The 18,787-nt window shown below is 60.5% G+C and carries 16 protein-coding genes; 15 read left to right on the top strand and 1 reads right to left on the bottom strand.

Annotation, left to right across the window (positions count from 1 at the left end; genetic code table 11):
- Positions 1 to 230 precede the first annotated feature (230 nt).
- Positions 231 to 650, top strand: coding sequence for an IclR family transcriptional regulator (locus AC07XB_RS30565; protein WP_494752813.1), 420 nt, complete (start codon positions 231 to 233; stop codon positions 648 to 650).
- Between the two features lie 91 nt (positions 651 to 741).
- Here AC07XB_RS30565 and AC07XB_RS30570 read toward each other — a convergent pair whose 3' ends face one another.
- The gene (locus AC07XB_RS30570) at positions 742 to 1,656 is read right to left on the bottom strand and encodes a LysR family transcriptional regulator (protein ID WP_492831220.1); all 915 of its coding nucleotides are present in this window, start codon (positions 1,654 to 1,656) and stop codon (positions 742 to 744) included.
- A 216-nt stretch (positions 1,657 to 1,872) separates the two neighbouring features.
- Here AC07XB_RS30570 and AC07XB_RS30575 point away from each other — a divergent pair, with 216 nt between their 5' ends.
- From AC07XB_RS30575 to AC07XB_RS30640, 14 genes are all read left to right on the top strand, one after another.
- A complete protein-coding gene (locus AC07XB_RS30575; RefSeq protein ID WP_492831219.1) occupies positions 1,873 to 2,787 on the top strand; it encodes an intradiol ring-cleavage dioxygenase in 915 nt (304 codons plus the stop codon).
- A 97-nt stretch (positions 2,788 to 2,884) separates the two neighbouring features.
- Positions 2,885 to 3,778 (top strand): sugar phosphate isomerase/epimerase family protein, encoded by an 894-nt coding sequence (locus tag AC07XB_RS30580; RefSeq protein WP_492831218.1) that lies wholly within the window; start codon positions 2,885 to 2,887, stop codon positions 3,776 to 3,778.
- A gap of 74 nt (positions 3,779 to 3,852) precedes the next feature.
- On the top strand, positions 3,853 to 4,845 hold the full coding sequence (gene iolG / locus AC07XB_RS30585) for an inositol 2-dehydrogenase (RefSeq protein WP_492831217.1): 993 nt from the start codon (positions 3,853 to 3,855) through the stop codon (positions 4,843 to 4,845).
- A 57-nt stretch (positions 4,846 to 4,902) separates the two neighbouring features.
- Positions 4,903 to 5,991, top strand: coding sequence for a Gfo/Idh/MocA family protein (locus AC07XB_RS30590; protein WP_492831216.1), 1,089 nt, complete (start codon positions 4,903 to 4,905; stop codon positions 5,989 to 5,991).
- A gap of 81 nt (positions 5,992 to 6,072) precedes the next feature.
- Positions 6,073 to 7,134 (top strand): multiple monosaccharide ABC transporter substrate-binding protein, encoded by a 1,062-nt coding sequence (gene chvE / locus AC07XB_RS30595; RefSeq protein WP_492831215.1) that lies wholly within the window; start codon positions 6,073 to 6,075, stop codon positions 7,132 to 7,134.
- 110 nt (positions 7,135 to 7,244) lie between these two features.
- Positions 7,245 to 8,780 (top strand): multiple monosaccharide ABC transporter ATP-binding protein, encoded by a 1,536-nt coding sequence (mmsA, locus tag AC07XB_RS30600; RefSeq protein WP_492831214.1) that lies wholly within the window; start codon positions 7,245 to 7,247, stop codon positions 8,778 to 8,780.
- Positions 8,767 to 9,984, top strand: coding sequence for a multiple monosaccharide ABC transporter permease (mmsB, locus tag AC07XB_RS30605; RefSeq protein WP_492831213.1), 1,218 nt, complete (start codon positions 8,767 to 8,769; stop codon positions 9,982 to 9,984). The genes mmsA and mmsB overlap by 14 nt, the downstream gene beginning before the upstream one ends.
- Before the next feature lie 127 nt (positions 9,985 to 10,111).
- Positions 10,112 to 10,408 (top strand): Dabb family protein, encoded by a 297-nt coding sequence (locus AC07XB_RS30610; protein WP_492831212.1) that lies wholly within the window; start codon positions 10,112 to 10,114, stop codon positions 10,406 to 10,408.
- A gap of 34 nt (positions 10,409 to 10,442) precedes the next feature.
- Positions 10,443 to 11,504, top strand: coding sequence for a maleylacetate reductase (locus AC07XB_RS30615; protein ID WP_492831211.1), 1,062 nt, complete (start codon positions 10,443 to 10,445; stop codon positions 11,502 to 11,504).
- A gap of 412 nt (positions 11,505 to 11,916) precedes the next feature.
- The gene (locus AC07XB_RS30620; RefSeq protein WP_492831226.1) at positions 11,917 to 12,993 is read left to right on the top strand and encodes a porin; all 1,077 of its coding nucleotides are present in this window, start codon (positions 11,917 to 11,919) and stop codon (positions 12,991 to 12,993) included.
- A gap of 199 nt (positions 12,994 to 13,192) precedes the next feature.
- Positions 13,193 to 14,047: a 3-oxoadipate:acetyl-CoA acetyltransferase gene (locus AC07XB_RS30625; RefSeq protein WP_492831210.1), complete on the top strand. Its 855-nt coding sequence runs from the start codon at positions 13,193 to 13,195 to the stop codon at positions 14,045 to 14,047.
- A 507-nt stretch (positions 14,048 to 14,554) separates the two neighbouring features.
- Positions 14,555 to 15,847, top strand: coding sequence for a polyhydroxyalkanoate depolymerase (locus AC07XB_RS30630; RefSeq protein ID WP_492831209.1), 1,293 nt, complete (start codon positions 14,555 to 14,557; stop codon positions 15,845 to 15,847).
- Between the two features lie 243 nt (positions 15,848 to 16,090).
- Positions 16,091 to 18,412, top strand: coding sequence for an NADP-dependent malic enzyme (locus tag AC07XB_RS30635; protein WP_492831208.1), 2,322 nt, complete (start codon positions 16,091 to 16,093; stop codon positions 18,410 to 18,412).
- 67 nt (positions 18,413 to 18,479) lie between these two features.
- Entirely contained in the window at positions 18,480 to 18,653 is a 174-nt protein-coding gene (locus AC07XB_RS30640; protein WP_492831207.1) for a hypothetical protein, read from the top strand.
- The last annotated feature ends 134 nt before the right edge of the window (positions 18,654 to 18,787 follow it).

The following is an 18,787-nucleotide window of genomic DNA, read 5'->3' on the forward strand; positions in this document are numbered from 1 at the left end:
TGACTGCCTGCCGCCACGGCTCTTTTCTTTGGATCCCCATGACTTTCCAGCCTGACCTCTTCAAGGGCAAGCATGCCGTTGTCACTGGTGCGACGGCTCGCTCGACGCCCGCGTCGACGTCTGCCAGGCAGACGTGAGCAGCGAAGCCGATGTGGCTGCCCTATTCGGGAACCTGTTCACGCTGGGCATCCTGGTGAACTGCGCCGGCATTATTCGCCGCGGTGTGGAGCATGACTTCGCGTCTCGGAACAAACGTCTCTCTCCACTCAACGGCGGTAGGGAGGGCCTATCTCGCCGCGTTCGACGACATCGCCTGCGATAAGTTGCTGCAGGAGTTGCCACGTCCCTTCACTCGCTACACACCCAATACCATCGCCACACTAGCTGGCCTGCGCGCCCAACTGGTCAATATACGCAGTCGTGTCTGGTCAGTTGACGAGGAAGAACAGGAAGCTGGTATCTATTGTTTTGGCGCAGCCATCTTTGGACGTCAAGGGCAGCCCAATGCCGCAATCAGCGTCAGCACTTTGCGTTTCCGCCAAAAGGAAGATCCTTTGCAAGCCTATGTGCAACCGTTACTGGAAACCTGCAGAGTCATCTCTCAGCGCGTCGCCGAGACACCAGCCTTTTCCGAGACGGACTCTTTCTGAGAGGCGCGCTGTTATCGTCACTGAGACCTATCTCATCGCAGATTGACCATTTAGGCACGTGTTACCAAGTGCGTGCAGATTGACATCCGCCCTATGATGTCCACAGGCGCTCGAAATCGTTAACACGGAAATGCTCGGTTAAGGCCTCGATAAACAGACGGGCCTTTGCTGGCAGATGGGTACGCGTCTGGAACGCGATGTTCATGGTCAGGCGGGGCAGTTCCCAGTCGTCCAGGATTGGTACAAGCGTCCCTGCCTGCAGGTCAGCATAAACGATGTACTTGGGCTGAACGAGGATACCCATGCCATCGATGGCCGCGCGCCGAACAATCTGACCGTCATTGGCCGACAAGGCCGGCTTAACCTTGATGAGCACGGAGCTGCTACCGCGCTTCAGCGCCAGTTCTTCGGGATTTAGCGCATATGTGTAGATAAGCATCTTGTGAGTCTTCAGGTCGTTAGGCGAGGTCGGGGTGCCGTACCGCTCAAGGTACTGGGGCGACGCGGCGAAGATGCGACGCGTTTCTGCCAGTCGCCTGATGGTGATATTGCTGTCGACTTCGAACGGCCGCGTCCGGATCGCCACGTCTACGCCGTTCTCAATGATGTCCAGATAGCGGTTTGCGGAAACGACATCCACTGTGATGTCGGGGTAGCGTGAGGTGAACTCGGGCAGAAGGGGCTCGATATGAAGCATGCAAAAGGAGAGCGAGGCAGAGACCCGGAGCAGGCCAGTCGGATTGACTGCGGCTTCGCTGGCGATTTCTTCGGCCTCCCGCATTTCGGACAGGATGGACTTGCACCGCCTGTAGAACTCCTCGCCGATCTCGGTCAGGTACAGCCTGCGGGTGGTGCGCTGTATCAGTTTCACGCCCAAACGCGCCTCGAGCCCGGCCAGCAAGCGGCTGGCGGCGGAGATCGACAGGTTCAGTGCATCCGCCGCTCGGCTGATGTTGCCCAAGTCCGCCACATGCACAAATAGATCGATTTCCCGGAACGGGTCCATGCTTTACCTCCGATATAAACAATTATGTTAAAGAAATACCTATATTTGTTGCTCTATATGAAAATAATCAATGGGATGAGCCACTTCTGTGGCCATGATTTTCCCAATGAACGCAAAGGACATTTGCTGCGTGCGCATTTTTCACCGTTCATTGCGAATATATACTGCGTTCACGGTCGAAATTTGAACATCTAATACAAATATTTTGGAGACAGCATGAATCAGGATGTACGTGCCGCACATGCCTCGGTGGCCGATGAACTGCCATACTTCGAGGAAGCGGGCTCTGACGCAGTGGTCAATTCGCGGATGGGAGCTCAGGTCGACTCGCGGTTGCGTCAGGTCATGGAAGTGATCGTTAAGCACCTGCACGCGGCGGTCAAAGAAATTGAACCGACCCATGCCGAATGGCTTGCGGCGATTCAGTTCCTCACCGCGACCGGCCAGATGTGCAACGAGTGGCGCCAAGAATACATACTGCTGTCCGATGTGCTCGGCGTCTCGATGCTGGTAGATGCCATCAACCATCGTCGACCGAGCGGTGCCACGCCGAACACGATCCTGGGGCCGTTCTATGTGGAGAATTCCCCCAGCTATGAACTCGGTCACAACATTTGCCTCGACGGCAAAGGCGAACCGCTGATTGTGTCGGGCCGGGTCGTCGATACGGCGAACAACCCAGTTCCCCACGCGAAGCTCGAAGTCTGGCAGACGAACAACGACGGCTTCTACGATGTCCAGCAGCTTGGAATCCAGCCGGAGTCCAATTTGCGCGGTACGTTCACCGCCGATGCCGAAGGCAATTACTGGTTCCGGTCGGTAAAGCCCCGCCACTATCCGATTCCGTCCGACGGACCCGTCGGGCAACTGCTGGAGAAGATCGGGCGACATCCCAACCGCGCCGCGCACCTGCATTTCATCGTGTCGGCTCCGGGCTACGAGCCCGTGATCACGCATATCTTCACCCCCGATTGCCCCTATCTGCGCCAGGACGCCGTGTTCGGTGTGAAGCGTGAGTTGGTCGCGGATTTCCGGCGGATCGAAGATCCCGCTGCAGCGGAAAGCGCAGGCCTGACGGCGCCGTTCTGGTCGGTTGCATGGGACTTCACCCTGGCGCCACTGGCGCGCTGACCGCGCCTCCGTACTGCCATGTTTTATCCCGGCATCCTGTCATTGGCAACACGCAGCGTGCCGAAGTTGTTGTTTTCTCTTCTGTGAGTCTCTAGACATGAGCGCATCCCAAATCGACCTGCTGGCTGCCTATTGGACCCTAGCTGGCGACGTCTACCCCTGTGCCCCTAGCGAGGTCAGTCCCTATCCACTACAGGACCGCGCGGCAGCCGCTGCAAAGGCGGGCTGGACAGGGCTTGGCCTGGTCCTTAGCGACCTGCAGGCGACCATCGACAAGCAGGGGCTGGCCGGCGTCAGGCATATCCTCGGCGACAACGGGATCAAGCATTTCGAGCTTGAGATCCTGGTCGACTGGTACACCGATGACGAGCGCCGGATCAAATCCGACGCCTTCCGCCGCGGCGTGATCGAGCTCGGCGGTGCGCTGGGCATGAGGAACCTCAAGATCGGCGCGAGCCATCTTGACCAGAATCCGCCGAGCAAAGCAAAGATGGCGGATGAGTTTGCGAAGCTGTGCCAGGACGTTGCCGAAGTCGGTGCGACGGTCTCGCTCGAATTCATGCCATTTTCGCCGATTCGTGGCATTGCCGACTCACTGGCGATCGTCGAAGCCGCCGACCAGCCGAACGGCGGACTGACGGTGGACAACTGGCACGTTTGCCGCGGTGGCGGCTCCTACGAAGACGTTGCGCGGATTCCGGCGCGTTTCTTGAAATCGGTCGAACTCGACGACGCTGTGGACGAGATTCAGGGAACGCTGTTCGATGACACCCGCTTCCAGCGCCGGCTTTGCGGTGAAGGATCGTTCGATCCGCCCGCATTCATCCAGGCCGTGCAGGCGGCAGGCTTTACGGGCCCTTACTACGGCGTGGAGATCATCTCTGAGCATTTCCGCCGCCTGCCGCTCGACGTGATGGCAAAGCGTGCGTTCGATAGCACGATGGCTCAGTTCGAGGCCGCAAAAGTCCGATCGGCCAAGCCGGCAGCCTAATTAGTGACGATCTGACCTGACAGCAACGCTGTGGCGCGGAAGATGCGCCACATTTCATCCCTCCGGAGACGAACATGATCCGAATTGCAGTACTTGGTGCTGGCCGCATCGGCAAGATTCATGCACACAACGTGGCAGCTTGCCCCGATGCCAAGCTTGTCGTCGTGGCGGACCCCTTTGCGGAGGCCGCAAGCAGCCTGGCCGCAAAACTCGGCTGCGAAGCCACGACAGACTGCGACGCGGCTATTGCCCGCAACGACGTCGACGCAATCGTGATCGGCACGCCGACCGATACGCACATCAAATTCATGCTGCAGGCGGTCGAGCAGGGCAAGGCCGTGCTTTGCGAAAAACCGATCGACCTCGATATGGGCCGCTCGATCGCTGCCGCGCGGGAAGTGGAGCGCCAGAATGGGCGCGTCATGCTGGCCTTCAATCGCCGCTTCGACCCGACCTCGCAGGCCTTCCGCAAAGCGATCGACGCCGGCGAAGTCGGTGAGATCCGTCAGGTCGTTATCTCCAGCCGCGACCCCGGCATGCCGCCGCGCGACTATGTGCTGCACTCCGGCGGCATCTTCCGCGACATGGTGATCCACGATCTGGATCTGGCGCGCTGGTTGCTGGGCGAGGAACCGATCGAGGTGATGGCGATGGGAAGCCGTCTCGTCGATCGGACTCTGGAAGACGTGGCTGACTACGATACGGTGATGGTCCAGCTGAAGACTGCCTCGGGTAAGCAGTGCCATATCAACTGCTGCCGTGAGGCCGTGTATGGCTATGACCAGCGGTTCGAGGTGTTCGGCGCCAAGGGCATGCTGCTTCAGGACAACTTGCGCGCGTCCACGATCCGCCGCTGGAGCGCGACGACCACCGACGCCCGGGAGCCGCTGCTCAACTTCTTCCTCGAACGCTATGTCGAGGCCTACAAGAACGAGCTGGAAGCATTCGTTGCGGCCGTCGCAGCAAATGCGCCCATGCCGACCACGGTAAACGACGGACTGCAGGCGCTGCGCCTCGCGGACTGCGCGCTCGAATCTGTCCGCACCGGGCAGGTTGTCAAGGTCTGACCAATCGGCTGACCAACCGGGGCGGATAACAGCCCCGCTGAACGGAGGAGACCATTCATGAGAAAGCCCATCAACCACGAAGTACTGGGAGTGGCGTGCCTTGGCATCACCCATCCACACACCTCGGGCCGGGTGAAGGCGATCCTGCGCCGCAAGGATGCCCGCATGCTGGGCGCCTACGATAACAGCCCGTTGCTGACGCCCTTTGCCGAAGCCTTCGGCCTGCAAAGCCGGAGCAAGGAGGAAATCCTCGCAGATCCCGATGTCCACGTTGTTCTGGTCCACTCGAAGAGCGACAAGATGGCGGACCTGACGATCGAGGCGCTGGAAGCCGGCAAGGCGGTGTTGTGCGAGAAGCCGGCGGGACGCAGTGCTGTCGATGCAAAGCGCATCGTCGATGTGGTCGAGCGCACCAGCGGCATGGTGCAGGTCGGGTACTGCTGGCGCTTCGCACCGTCTGTCGACGCGATGCAGGCGGCGCTGGAGAGCGGCCGCCTTGGTCGGGTGCTCCAGGTCCGTGCGCATGGTGGTTGCTCGCACGACGAAGCGGCGACCAGCCATATGAACCAGCCTGGTGATATCGGCGGTGCGGTGTTTGTCATCGGCTGCCATCTGGTTGACCGGATCCTGATGCACTTCGGAATGCCGAAGTCGGTCAACGCGCGGATCCACAAGTTCGCCGACTATCGCGGGCCGGAATCGCGCGAGGATGCCGCCGGCGCGGTGCTGAACTATCCGGACAAGGTCGTGGTGATCGATTTCATGTCCTGGGACGTACTGCCATGGACGGAAAGCTGGGACATTACTGCCTACGGGACCGAAGGCATCATGTCGGCCCGCTCGTTGCCCGCGAGCTACAAGCTCTACGACTCGGGAAAAGGGCTGTATCCGGAAGGCTGGACCGAGTGGCAGGAAACAAGCTTTCCCGAGATCTGGGCAGTACGAAAGACCGAGTACTCCCCGGAACTCGCGGAGATCGGTAATCCCGCGTACTTCGACCGCGAGGCAGAGGCCTTCTTTGGTGCATTGCGCGCTGGTACGCCTTCGGTGGTGCCTGCGAGCCAGGCTTACAACATCAGCCGTGTCATCGAGGCCTTGTTTGCCTCATCGAAGGAAGCGGGCGCAGAAGTATCTCTCAATGCCTGATCGGATGGCGTAGTTCCCCGTCGGCGCACCTTGTTATGGCGGCGCTGGCGGTAAATCAAACAACAGACTGGAGACAAAAACATGAATCCCCTCAAGATCGCCGCCGCCGCCGTTTCCCTGTGCGCCGGCACGCTTGCCTCACAAGCGTTTGCCCAGGCCAAGCCGCTCGTAGGCATCGCGCTGCCGAACAAGTCGGAAGCGCGCTGGATTTCGGACGGCCAGAACATCGTGGCTGGCTTGAAGGCAAAGGGCTATGCCACAGATCTTCAGTACTCGGAATATGACGTTCCGACTCAGGTCAGCCAGATCGAAAATCTGATTACCAAAGGAGCAAAGGCACTGGTGATCGCCCCGATCGATGGCAAGACCCTGTCCGACGTGCTCCAGCGTGCCGCGAGCCAGGGTATCAAGATCATCTCCTATGACCGGATGATCGCGCAAACGAAGAACGTCGACTATTACGCCACCTTCGACAATTATCAGGTTGGCGTGCTGCAAGCACAGAGCATCGTGTCGAGCTTCCAGAAAAAGAACGCAAAAAGCTTCAATATCGAGATCTTCGGCGGGTCGATCGACGATAACAATGCCCATGTCATCTATGCCGGCGGGATGTCGGTCCTTAAGCCCTACCTGGACAGCGGGAAGTTTGTCGTGCGCAGCAAGCAGACCGCACTGGAGAAAGTCGCGACTTATCGTTGGGAAGGCTCTGCCGCACAGTCGCGCATGGACAACCTGCTGAGCGCGTACTACGGTAACACACGCCTGGACGCGGTCTGGGCGCCTAATGATGCCACGGCGATCGGCATCATCTCATCGCTCAAGGGGGTCGGCTATGGCTCCCCGCAGCAGCCGATGCCCGTGGTCACGGGGCAGGATGCCGACTTGCCAAACATCAAGGCAATTATTCGCGGCGACCAGACCAGTACGGTCTTCAAGGACACGCGGCAGCTCGCCGGCATGGCGGCCGACATGGTGGACGCCGCTCTGGCCGGAAAACCGGTGCCCGTGAACGACACCAAGAGCTACAACAACGGGGTTAAGGTCATCCCGACTTACCTGGTCAAACCGGTTCTCGTCGACTCCTCCAATTGGAAGGAACTACTCGTGAAGAGCGGCTTCTACGCCGAATCGCGTCTGAAGTAAGGGGTACGCGTCCGCCGTCGATGCCATGCACGCGCGGCAGACGAACACATGGCGTGCTCACCTTTTTGCAGGCACGCCGTCCGAGTGTGAGAGATAGGGGGACAACTGCGATGGGCGGAGAAACGATCCTGCAGATGCGCGAGATCCAGAAGAGCTTTGGTGGCGTCAAGGCGCTCAAGAACGTCAGTCTCGACGTAAAGCGGGGACAGATTCATGCGATTTGCGGCGAGAACGGTGCGGGTAAGTCCACCCTGATGAAGATCCTTAGTGGCGTCTATGCGCACGGGTCTTACGCAGGTGATATCCACTACGACGGGCAGCTTCGGCAGTTCCTTAGTATCCGCGACAGCGAGGACATCGGCATCATCATCATTCACCAGGAACTGGCCCTGGTTCCTATGTTGTCGATCGCCGAGAACATCTTTCTCGGCAATGAGCGGGCAAGGAACGGCATTGTCGACTGGGGAGCATCGTATTCGAAGACACGGGAGCTCTTGCGTAAGGTTGGCCTTGCCGATGACCCGGCTACGGAAGTCGGCGCACTTGGCATCGGCAAGCAGCAACTCGTGGAAATCGCCAAGGCGCTGTCGAAGGACGTCAAGCTGCTGATCCTCGATGAACCGACGGCAAGCCTCAACGACAACGACAGCGAGAAACTGCTGTCCCTGCTGCTCGACCTGAAGGCGCGCGGCGTCACGGCCATCATCATTTCCCACAAGCTCAATGAGATCTCGCGGGTGGCCGATGCCATCACCATCATCCGTGATGGTGCGACGGTCGATGTGCTCGACTGCAAGGGGAGCAACGTTGACGAAGACCGCATCGTTAAGGCCATGGTGGGCCGTGATATGGCGGACCGGTATCCACGTCGTGAGCCGCGCTTGGGAGAGAGACTGTTTGAAGTCAGGAACTGGGGCGTCCGGCATCCCACGCAGGACGACCGGATGATGATCAAGGACGTCAGTCTCTACGCCAAGCGGGGAGAGGTCGTTGGGATCGCCGGTCTGATGGGTTCGGGACGCACCGAACTCGCCATGAGCATTTTTGGTGGCAACTACGGCCGTGGCATTCAAGGCGAGGTCTTCGTCGGGGGCCGGGCCGTGGATGTCTCCAGTGCGCGCAAGGCTATCGAGAGTGGCATTGCCTACGTGACGGAAGACAGGAAGGGCTGCGGGCTGCTGCTGGACGATTCAATTGTCAGGAATATCACCCTCGCCAACTTGGGGGCGGTATCGGCTTCCGGTGTGATCGACGAGCATCGCGAGGCGGTGGTGGCAGAGGAGTTCCGCCGTAAGCTGCATATCCGCTGCCACACGGTTTCCCAGGCCGTCGGAAACCTGTCCGGAGGCAACCAGCAGAAGGTGGTCCTTGGGAAATGGCTGTTCGCCGGACCGGACGTGCTGATCCTGGACGAGCCAACGCGGGGCGTTGACGTAGGCGCGAAGTACGAAATCTACACCGTCATCAACCAGGTGGTGGAAGAAGGAAAGTGCGTGGTCATGATCTCATCTGAAATGCCTGAACTTCTGGGCATGTGCGATCGGATCTACGTGATGAACGAAGGTCGCATTGTGGGAGAGTTCTCGGCAGAGGACGCAAGCCAGGAAGCGATCATGCGGGCAATCGTAAGAAATGGAGGCAATTGAAATGAATAAGTCCGCATCCAAGTTGCAGGGGGCTCCCTCGAGTCTGGAGGGCATCAGGGCAGCACTGAAGGGCGGCGCTCGCGAGTATGGTCTGCTGATCTCGCTGCTGGTGATCATCGTCTTCTTCCAGGTGTCGACAGGTGGCGTGCTGCTCCAGCCCCTGAACTTGACCAACCTGATTCTGCAGAACAGCTATATCGTCATCATGGCGCTTGCCATGCTGATGGTCATCGTGGCCGGCCATATCGACCTGTCCGTCGGTTCGGTGGCCGGCTTTATTGGAGCATTGTCCGCGGTGCTGATGATCGAGCAGGACGTCAGCCCATTCGTCGCAATCGCATTGTGTGTGGTGGCCGGGGCTGCCATCGGCGCAATTCAGGGTTACTGGGTGGCGTACTGGAAGATGCCATCGTTTATCGTTACGCTTGCCGGGATGCTGGTGTTCCGCGGCCTGACCATCCTGGTGTTGGAAGGACAGTCTGTCGGACCATTCCCCGACCAGTTCGGGGCAATGAGTTCCGGATTTATTCCTGATTTCTTCCACGGACAGAACCTCCGTGTGACGTCGCTGTTGATCGGCGTCCTGCTCGCAGCAGCGTTCCTGATGATCGAATTGCGTGCCCGCGCCAAAGCTGCAGCGCATGGAATGGCCGTGGGCTCCAGTTTCGTGTTCCTGCTGCGCAATTTGGTGCTCGCCGGTCTGGTTCTGGCTTCAACCTACTTGCTGGCGAGCTATCGCGGTTTGCCGACAGTACTGATCATCATGGGGGTGCTGATCGCCGCTTACACGTTTGTGATGAACCGGACAGTCTTTGGCCGACGCATCTACGCGGTGGGCGGGAACGCCAAGGCGGCGAAGCTCTCCGGCGTCAACACCGAGCGGATCACGTTCCAGACCTTCATCAACATGGGCGTGCTGGCTGCGCTGGCGGGCCTGATCTTCGCGGCGCGGCTGAACAGCGCCACGCCCAAGGCAGGCACAGGCTTCGAGCTTGACGTGATCGCGGCATGCTTTATCGGCGGCGCTTCGGCCTCCGGGGGTGTCGGCAAGGTCATGGGCGCGGTGATCGGGGCATTCATCATGGGCATCATGAACAACGGCATGTCCATTTTGGGGATTGGTGTGGACTACCAGCAGGTCATCAAAGGCATCGTGCTGCTTGCTGCCGTTTTCGTCGACGTCTACAACAAAAACAAGGCGTAAGCCGACGTCTGTCGGCAACAGACGCAAGACCCGCTACGTTACGCCGAATTTTCTTGCAACCGCTTCCTTGCGGCCCTGGACTCCGGGGCTGCGGGACCCACTCATCCCTGAATTCCTGAAGGTGAACATGATCAAGCACATCGTGATGTGGAACGTCCACGGGGATACGCCGGCCCTCAAGAAGGAAACGGCCTTGCTCGTAAAGAGCCAGTTCGAGGGGCTGATCGGCAAGATCCCCGGAATGCGAAAACTGGAAGTCGGTATGGATATCTCCGGCGTTGACTATGCCTGCGACCTGGTGCTCTACACCGAGTTCGAAGACGCGACCGCGCTTGCTGCTTATGCGTCCCATCCTGAGCATCTTCGCGTGCGGGAAGCGCTGGGTGACCGCCGGATTGCGCGTCATCAGGTCGATTACATCTGAACGGCTTCCTATTACAACTTGCGGCGAGTTCATCATGCGCGATTTTGTCTATACGTCTTTGCCATATCGGGTTATCTTCAAGGCCGGCGCCTCGCGGGGGCTTGCGCAACATGTCGCTGAACTTGGGGCGCAGCGGGCTATCGTCCTTTGCACGCCCGAACAGCGCGAGCAGGGCGAACAGGTTGCTGACACCCTCGGCAGCCGTTGCGCCGGCGTGTTTGCGGGGGCGCAGATGCATGTGCCGATCGAGGTCGCCCGAAAGGCACGGGCCTTCGCTGACGGCGCATCGGCCGATTGTGCCGTGGCGGTTGGTGGCGGATCGACGGTGGGTCTGGGCAAGGCGATCGCGCTGGAATCGTCGCTGCCGATCATCGCCTTACCGACGACCTATGCCGGTTCCGAAATGACCCCGATCTACGGCATAACGGAGGCCGGCTTGAAGAAGACCGGTAGGGATGCCCGCGTCCTGCCGAAAGTCGTCATCTACGACCCGGAGCTTTCCACGGGCCTGCCCCTCAAGTTGTCTATCGTCAGCGGATTCAATGCCATCGCCCATGCCGCTGAAGGGCTCTATGCGAAGGATGGCAATCCCATCATGAGTCTGATGGCGGAGGAGGGCATCCGCGGGATGCTCACGGGCCTGCGGACCATCGCCCGCAATCCGTCGGATCTGGACGGAAGAAGCGAGTGCCTGTATGGCGCTTGGCTGTGTGGTTCGGTGCTGGGCCATGTTGGTATGGCGCTGCATCACAAGTTGTGCCATACGCTTGGTGGGACGTTCAATTTGCCCCACGCGGAAACGCACACCATTGTGTTGCCGCATGCGCTGGCCTACAACGCGGCCGCCGCTCCGGACGCGATGCATCGCATCGCACGCGCAGCCGATCGCGTGGATGCCGCTAGAGGGTTGTTCGACCTGGCGGTCGAACTGGGCGCTCCTGTTGCGCTACGCGATATTGGCATGCGCGAGAACGACCTTGATCGGGCCTGCGAATTGGCGCTGAGCAATGCGTACTGGAATCCGCGTCCGATGGAAGCAATACCGCTCCGAGAACTGCTTCAACGTGCCTGGGAAGGTGCCCCGCCTACGCATTAAGAGGTGCGCATTCTTCCCGCCTTTGCCATCGAGCAATTGACGATGGGTGGGAGAAGCTCGTCCCTTCTTTGCAAAAAAACAGCGGCAGAGCAGCAAGCGGGTAGTCGCCAGAAGGCGATGTTCCGTGAAAAGGAGGTCGAAGCAATGAATTGACGCGTGATTGCCGTTTTTCGGCCAGAAAAGTCGTACCGCCCTGAATCCAGCGCCTGACATGCATTGCTGGGGGGGGGCGTATTGTCTGGATTTCCAAAGTCGCATCGCGCCGGCCACTTCGATGGCCATTGGCCTTATCGGTCAACAGCAGCAGCGAATCGGGGCAACCCACATCAATGCCGGTGACACTGCTTGAGATGCGTTGGATATCCAAATTCTAACAAGAGATAGAAGATTGCGTTGGAGGAGAATCATGTTGATGAAGCTGAACCCGGTGCTTGCAGGCGCCATGGCGTCCCTGATCTCGTTGGGCATGGCGGGGGCCGCGAACGCGCAGAGTAGCGTGACCCTCTACGGCCGTATCACGGGCGGCGTCGATTACCTGAACAAGATCGCACAAAGTGGTGGTGGCCACGCCGATACGTTGCGCTATGCAGGGGGAAATTGGGGGACAAGCTGGTGGGGACTTCGCGCGAAGGAGGATCTCGGCGGAGGCCTGAGCGGGGTGATGAACTTGGAAAGCGCCTTTGCCACCGACAACGGCCAAACGGGAAACAGCCTGTTTAATCGCTACGCGTATGTCGGCCTGGCAAGCAGCAACTATGGTTCCTTGTGGCTCGGACGCGCGATGGGATTGCCGGACAGCGAGATTTCGGCAGTCGATCCGATGGGCTATCAGGCTACGAGCCTTGGGACACTGCAGAATGGCCGTATCTGGGGGTCGCGAGCCAACACCATTACCTATAACTCGCCCCTGTGGGGTGGATTGTCGTTCCGCGGCCAGGCAGGCCTGAACGGCACAGCAGGCCAGTTCAATTCGGGCAGGCAACTGGCAGGTAGCATTAGCTATCAAAGCGGGCCGCTAGTCGTCAAAGGGCTCTACGAGGAAATACGAGATGCCGATGGTGGATTCAACAGCCTGTACACGGCATCGAAGCTCTACGCAGCCGGGGCGGCTTATCAAGTCCGCGATCTGAAACTCTATGGTGGCTATGCGCTGACCCGCTCCGGCGCCAATACGGTGGCGACCGCAGACAATCCGACGGGGGCGACCAAGCAGCAACTGTTCTGGGTCGGAGCGAATTACCAGGCAACGCCGGCGCTGGTGCTGATTGGCGGCGCATATCGTGCGAATCGCAATAATGCAGGTGGGAACGGCACGCTCTTGGCGGTGGGAGGTAACTACTATCTGTCAAAGAGAACGATGTTGTACGGCACCGTCGGTACGGTTCTGAACGGTGGCAATGCAGCCTTCTCTGCAGAGGCTGGCAACAACAGGCCGCTCGCAGGTTCCAGTCAGCAGGGTGTGTATACGGGAATGGTGCACTGGTTCTAACGCCATCGCCACTCCCGAATCATCGAGATCGGCGGCAAAGCGGGATGCGAATGCCGCCGATCTTGGCGGCATTCGCTATTTCGGTATCCGTCGATTCCGACTGCTAGCAAAGTCAAGCGCTTGCGCTTGCAGTTCTTCGCGCAACGAGTCTGATCCTACTCTCGCCGGATTCTTGCGCCCCCCATTTCGGAGTTCTTGAATGAATGAGCCTTGCATCATCTCTGTCGCCATCACTGGTTCGCTGCCACGCAAGAAGGACAACGCGGCCGTACCAATCACCGTTAGCGAGCAAGTTGAGGCCACGCAAGCCGCTTTCGAGGCGGGCGCCACACTTGTCCATTTGCACGTGCGCAACGATGACGAGACGCCATCGTCCGATCCTGAGCGTTTCGCCCGGGTGCTGGACGGCATCCACAAACACGCTCCGGGAATGATCACGCAAGTCTCGACCGGAGGCCGTTCTGGCGCGGGAAAAGAGCGTGGCGGGATGTTGTCCTTGCGGCCAGACATGGCCTCGCTTGCCACAGGCTCGGTCAATTTCCCGACTCGCGTCTACGACAACGCACCGGACTTGGTTGACTGGCTAGCCGCGGAGATGAAGACCTATGGAATCAAGCCAGAGATTGAGGCCTTCGATCTTTCAATGATCTTCCAGGCGGCGGCAATGCAGCAGGCTGGCAAGATCGAGGGTGCGCTGCATATCCAGTTCGTCATGGGCATCAAGAACGCGATGCCTGTCGATCATGACGTACTCGAATTCTACGTGCGCACCCTGCATCGACTTGTTCCCGATGCTACTTGGACTGGCGCTGGCATAGGCCGCGACCAGATCACCATGGCACGCTGGTCGCTGGAACTCGGTGGCCATTGCCGCACGGGTCTGGAAGACAATGTGCGGCTCGACAAATACACGCTAGCTCCATCCAACGCCGCGTTGGTGAGCCAGGTGGCCACGCTGTGCGAGGAATATGACCGCCCAGTGGCCAGCGTAGCTCAGGCTCGGGCGCTGTTGGGGCTAGCGGCCTTTACTCCGATCAGCGGGATAATGCCTTGACCACGCAATAATGCCGGCAGGGCGGATGTAAACGCCGGCTATGGCCGCCTGCATGGTGCACAACCGCAGCTACGACGTCAACGACCACAATTTGCCCATCGGTGGGGCGTATAGGGCCATGCTGGCGCAGCACTTTCTCCACGACTCGCCCAAGTGGAAGGCTCCAACTCTTGCAATGCAGTGAGACATTTAGTTTCACCATACTTGGTCGAATACTCTGCCATAGATCGGACAAATTCTGCGTTTATTGCGCGCATTATGCGTTATTTAGATATTTTCGCGCCGATCCAGACGGCGCATCGAGGTTGCGCAGATGACAATATGCTGTGGCTGTCGAGTCGGACTCTTGCCCTGTTGGGCGGTGAGTCCGCGTGTCCCTCTGAGCAGCCTACGGAGTTTTACCCCCTGTTGCGCGACTTTTGATCCGGCACATTCGCGAGCCGGTTGAGAGGAGCCGAAGAGCGGGCACCACTTTAGTAGTTGCGGGATACCCAACAAGGAACTTCCATGCTCTATCAACTCTACGAAGCGCAGCGCTCGCTGGCGGAGCCGGTGACCGACCTCGCTCGAGTCGTCTCCAAGCTCTATGCTCAAGGTGCCGTCTTCGGACAGTTGCCTTTGGCACAGCGCCTGGCCGCGGGATACGATCTTCTTCATCGCCTGGGCAAGGGCTACGAAAAGCCCGAATTCGGCATCAAGTCGGTGACGGTGGCCGACGCCAATGTGGTGATCCAGGAAGCCGTCGAGATCGAGAAGCCGTTCTGCCAGTTGCGCCGCTTTAAGCGTTTCACCGACGACCCGGACACCCTGCGCATGCTCAAGGACCAGCCCGTGGTGCTGATCGTAGCGCCGCTGTCCGGCCACTACGCAACGCTCCTACGCGAGACGGTCCGCACCATGCTGCAGGACCACAAGGCCTACATCACGGACTGGGTCAATGCCCGCCTTGTGCCGTTGTCCGAGGGCGAATTCCATCTTGACGACTACGTCAACTACATCCAGGAGTTCATTCGCTATCTGCAGGCTCGGTACGGCAACTGCCATGTCGTCAGCGTGTGCCAACCGACAGTGCCGGTGCTGGCGGCGGTTTCGTTAATGGCCAGCCGCGGTGAGAAGGTACCGCTGTCGCTCACCATGATGGGTGGCCCCATCGATGCCCGGAAGTCGCCCACCGCGGTCAACAACGTGGCGATCAGCAAGAGTTTGGCATGGTTCGAGAACAACGTGATCTACCACGTGCCGCAGGGCTTCTCGGGCGTCGGTCGTCGCGTCTATCCGGGCTTCCTGCAGCACACCGGCTTCGTCGCGATGAATCCGGACCGCCACGTGAGCAGCCACTACGACTACTTCAAGGATCTGATCAAGGGAGATGACGCCAGCGCCGAGGCCCACCGCAAGTTCTATGACGAGTACAACGCTGTGCTGGACATGGATGCGAATTACTACCTCGACACCATCCGCACGGTGTTCCAGGAATTCAATCTCGTGTGTGGCACCTGGGACGTCAGGAACCCTGAGGGCGTGCGGGAGCGCGTGCGTCCGCAGGATATCCATTCGACCGCGCTGCTGACCATCGAAGGTGAACTGGACGACATCTCAGGCTCCGGCCAGACCCGTGCCGCACATGAACTGTGTACCGGTATCAGCCAGGCTCGCCAGCGGCACTACGAAGTCGAGGGTGCGGGTCATTACGGCATCTTCAGCGGGCGCCGGTGGCGTGAGCACGTTTATCCTGAGGTACGGGCGTTCATCGTAGCGAGTGAGCAACGCGGCGCAAAGAACGGACTACGCGATGTCTAACGCGGGCGTTCCAATCTGGCTCACGCCACAGAGTATTGCGATGTCCGAGGTCCGTACCGGTCTGCTCCGGGCACCGACGACAGGCATTGAGCAGGAGCGATTCGCTAATCTGCCGGCCGAGGACTTCGCGCCGATCTATTTTGGTTTACCGAAAGACGTGGGACGCGCGGTGCCGCCGATCTTCCCTTTTCGACCGGAGCGGCCCTGGCGGGCGCTGACCGGGCCACTTCCAGGAATAGCATAATGACCAGCAAGACCGGCGGTGACGCACCGCAACACGCCGCCAACAGTCCTGAAGCGCAATTGCGCCTGGCCGCGCTGGAATACCACCGCAGCCCGACCAAGGGCAAGATCCAGGTAAACGCGACCAAGGCGCTGTCCAACCAGCGCGACTTGTCCCTGGCCTACTCCCCGGGCGTGGCCTACGCCTGCGAGGAGATCGCCAAGGATCCCGCGATGGCCGCCGAGTACACCTCGCGTGGCAACCTGGTGGCAGTGATCACCAACGGTACCGCCGTGCTCGGCATGGGCGACATCGGTCCCCTGGCCGGCAAGCCGGTGATGGAGGGCAAGGGCTGCCTGTTCAAGAAGTTCGCCGGCATCGACGTGTTCGACATCGAGCTCGATGCGCACGACCCGGACAAGATCGTCGAGATCGTGGCCGCGCTGGAGCCGACGATCGGCGGCGTGAACCTCGAAGACATCAAGGCGCCCGAGTGCTTCTACATCGAGAAGAAGCTGCGCGAGCGCATGAACATCCCCGTCTTCCACGATGACCAGCACGGCACCGCCATCATCTCGGGCGCGGCGCTGCTCAACGGCCTGAAGGTGGTCGGCAAGGATATCGCCAAGGTCAAGCTGGCGGTCTCCGGCGCCGGCGCCGCGGCCATCGCCTGCCTGGACACCATGGTGAGTCTGGGCGTGACCCGCTCGAACATCTCGGTGGTGGACTCCAAGGGCGTGATCTATGTGGGCCGCGACGCCAACATGGAACCCAACAAGGCGCGCTACGCGCAAGACACCTCGAACCGCACCCTGGCCGACATCGTCAACGGCGCCGACGTGTTCCTGGGCTGTTCGACCGCCGGCGTGCTGACCGCCGAGATGGTCAAGACCATGGCCGACAAGCCCATCATCCTGGCGCTGGCCAACCCCGAGCCGGAAATCCGCCCGGAAGTGGCCAAGGCCGCGCGCCCGGACTGCATCATCGCCACCGGCCGCTCGGACTACCCGAATCAGGTCAACAACGTGCTGTGCTTCCCGTACATCTTCCGTGGCGCGCTGGATTGCGGCGCCACCAAGATCACGGAAGCCATGAAGCTGGCCTGCGTCAAGGCTATCGCAGACCTGGCCGAAGCCGAGCTGAACGACGCCGTTGCCGCCGCCTACGGTGGCCAGGAACTGAAGTTCGGCCCGGACTACATCATCCCGACGCCGTTCGACCAGCGCCTGATCGAGAAGATCGCGCCGGCGGTGGCCAAGGCCGCCGAGGAGTCCGGCGTGGCCACCCGTCCGATCAAGGACCTGGAAGCCTACCGCCAGCAGCTCACCCAGTACGTCTACCACACCGGCCTGATCATGAAGCCGGTGTTCACGGCAGCCAAGGCCGCGCCCAAGCGCGTGGTCTATGCCGAGGGTGAAGAAGAGCGCGTGCTGCGCGCGGTGCAGACCGTGGTGGACGAAGGCCTGGCCCGTCCGATCCTGATCGGCCGCCCGCACGTGATCCAGATGCGCATCGACAAGGCCGGCTTGCGCCTGAAGGCCGGCACGGACTTCGAGCTGATCAACCCGGAAGACGACCCGCGCTACCGTGCCTACCACGAGGCCTACCACGCCCTGCGCGGCCGCGACGGCGTCACGCCGGACGTGGCTAAGGTGATGCTGCGCCGCTCCAATACGCTGATCGGCACCATGCTGATGCATATGGGCGACGCCGACGCGATGCTGTGCGGCACCGTGGGCCGCTTCGAAGCCCACCTGGAGCATGTGCGGGACGTGATTGGCCTGGCGCCGGGCGCCAAGGTGTTCGCCGCGATGAACGCGCTGATGCTCGAGAAGTACACGCTGTTCATCACCGACACCTTCGTCAACGACGATCCCACCGCCGAGGAACTCGCCGCCATCACGCAGCTGGCCGCCGAGGAAATCGCGCGTTTTGGCCAGCATCCGAAGGTGGCGCTGATGTCGCACTCGATGTTCGGCTCGTCGGACCGCCCGTCGGCCAAGAAGATGCGCGCGGCCCATGAGATCTTGGCCCGCGAGGCGCCGCACCTGGAAGTGGAAGGCGAGATGCAGGGCGACGCCGCCCTGGTCGAGGACGTGCGCCGTCACTTCCTGCCGGGCACCAAGCTGGCCGGCAGCGCCAACCTGCTGGTCATGCCGACGCTGGATGCGGCCAATATCGCTTTTAACCTGCTCAAGATCACGGGCGGGCAAGGCGTCACCATTGGCCCGATCCTGCTGGGCGCGGCCAAGCCGGTGCACATTCTCAACCCGCAAGCTACCACCCGCCGCATCGTCAACATGACGGCGGTAGCGGTGGCCGAAGCGAGCGCGGTGTGTTGATGCCGCCGCCCGGGTGCGCCCGGGAGGACGCAGGGCAGCGTGCCTTCAGATGGAGCGCGCCGCAGCCATGCTGTGGATCCGTGTGCAGACGGCCAGGCACGGCCTGACCTTGACCGACCTGCAGGCAGCCGGTTGCTTTGCCGTCGTCGTGCCGCCGCCGCCCCCCGAGCCGACACCCACCTACCGCAACGCGAAGGGGCAGAAATGGGATGGGCAGGGCGAGATGCCGGGCTGGTCGTAGAGCGCTGAGGTCTGGCGTCGCGAAGGCCTCAGCGACGGTGGGCATGGTCGAGCCAACGGCGCCACCTACCCCATTGCCGATTTCGAGAAGATCCGTGGAGGACCGCGATCATGCTCTGGTCGGCGGCCGCGTCG

It is taken from the genome of Cupriavidus sp. GW821-FHT02F09 (assembly GCF_059421605.1).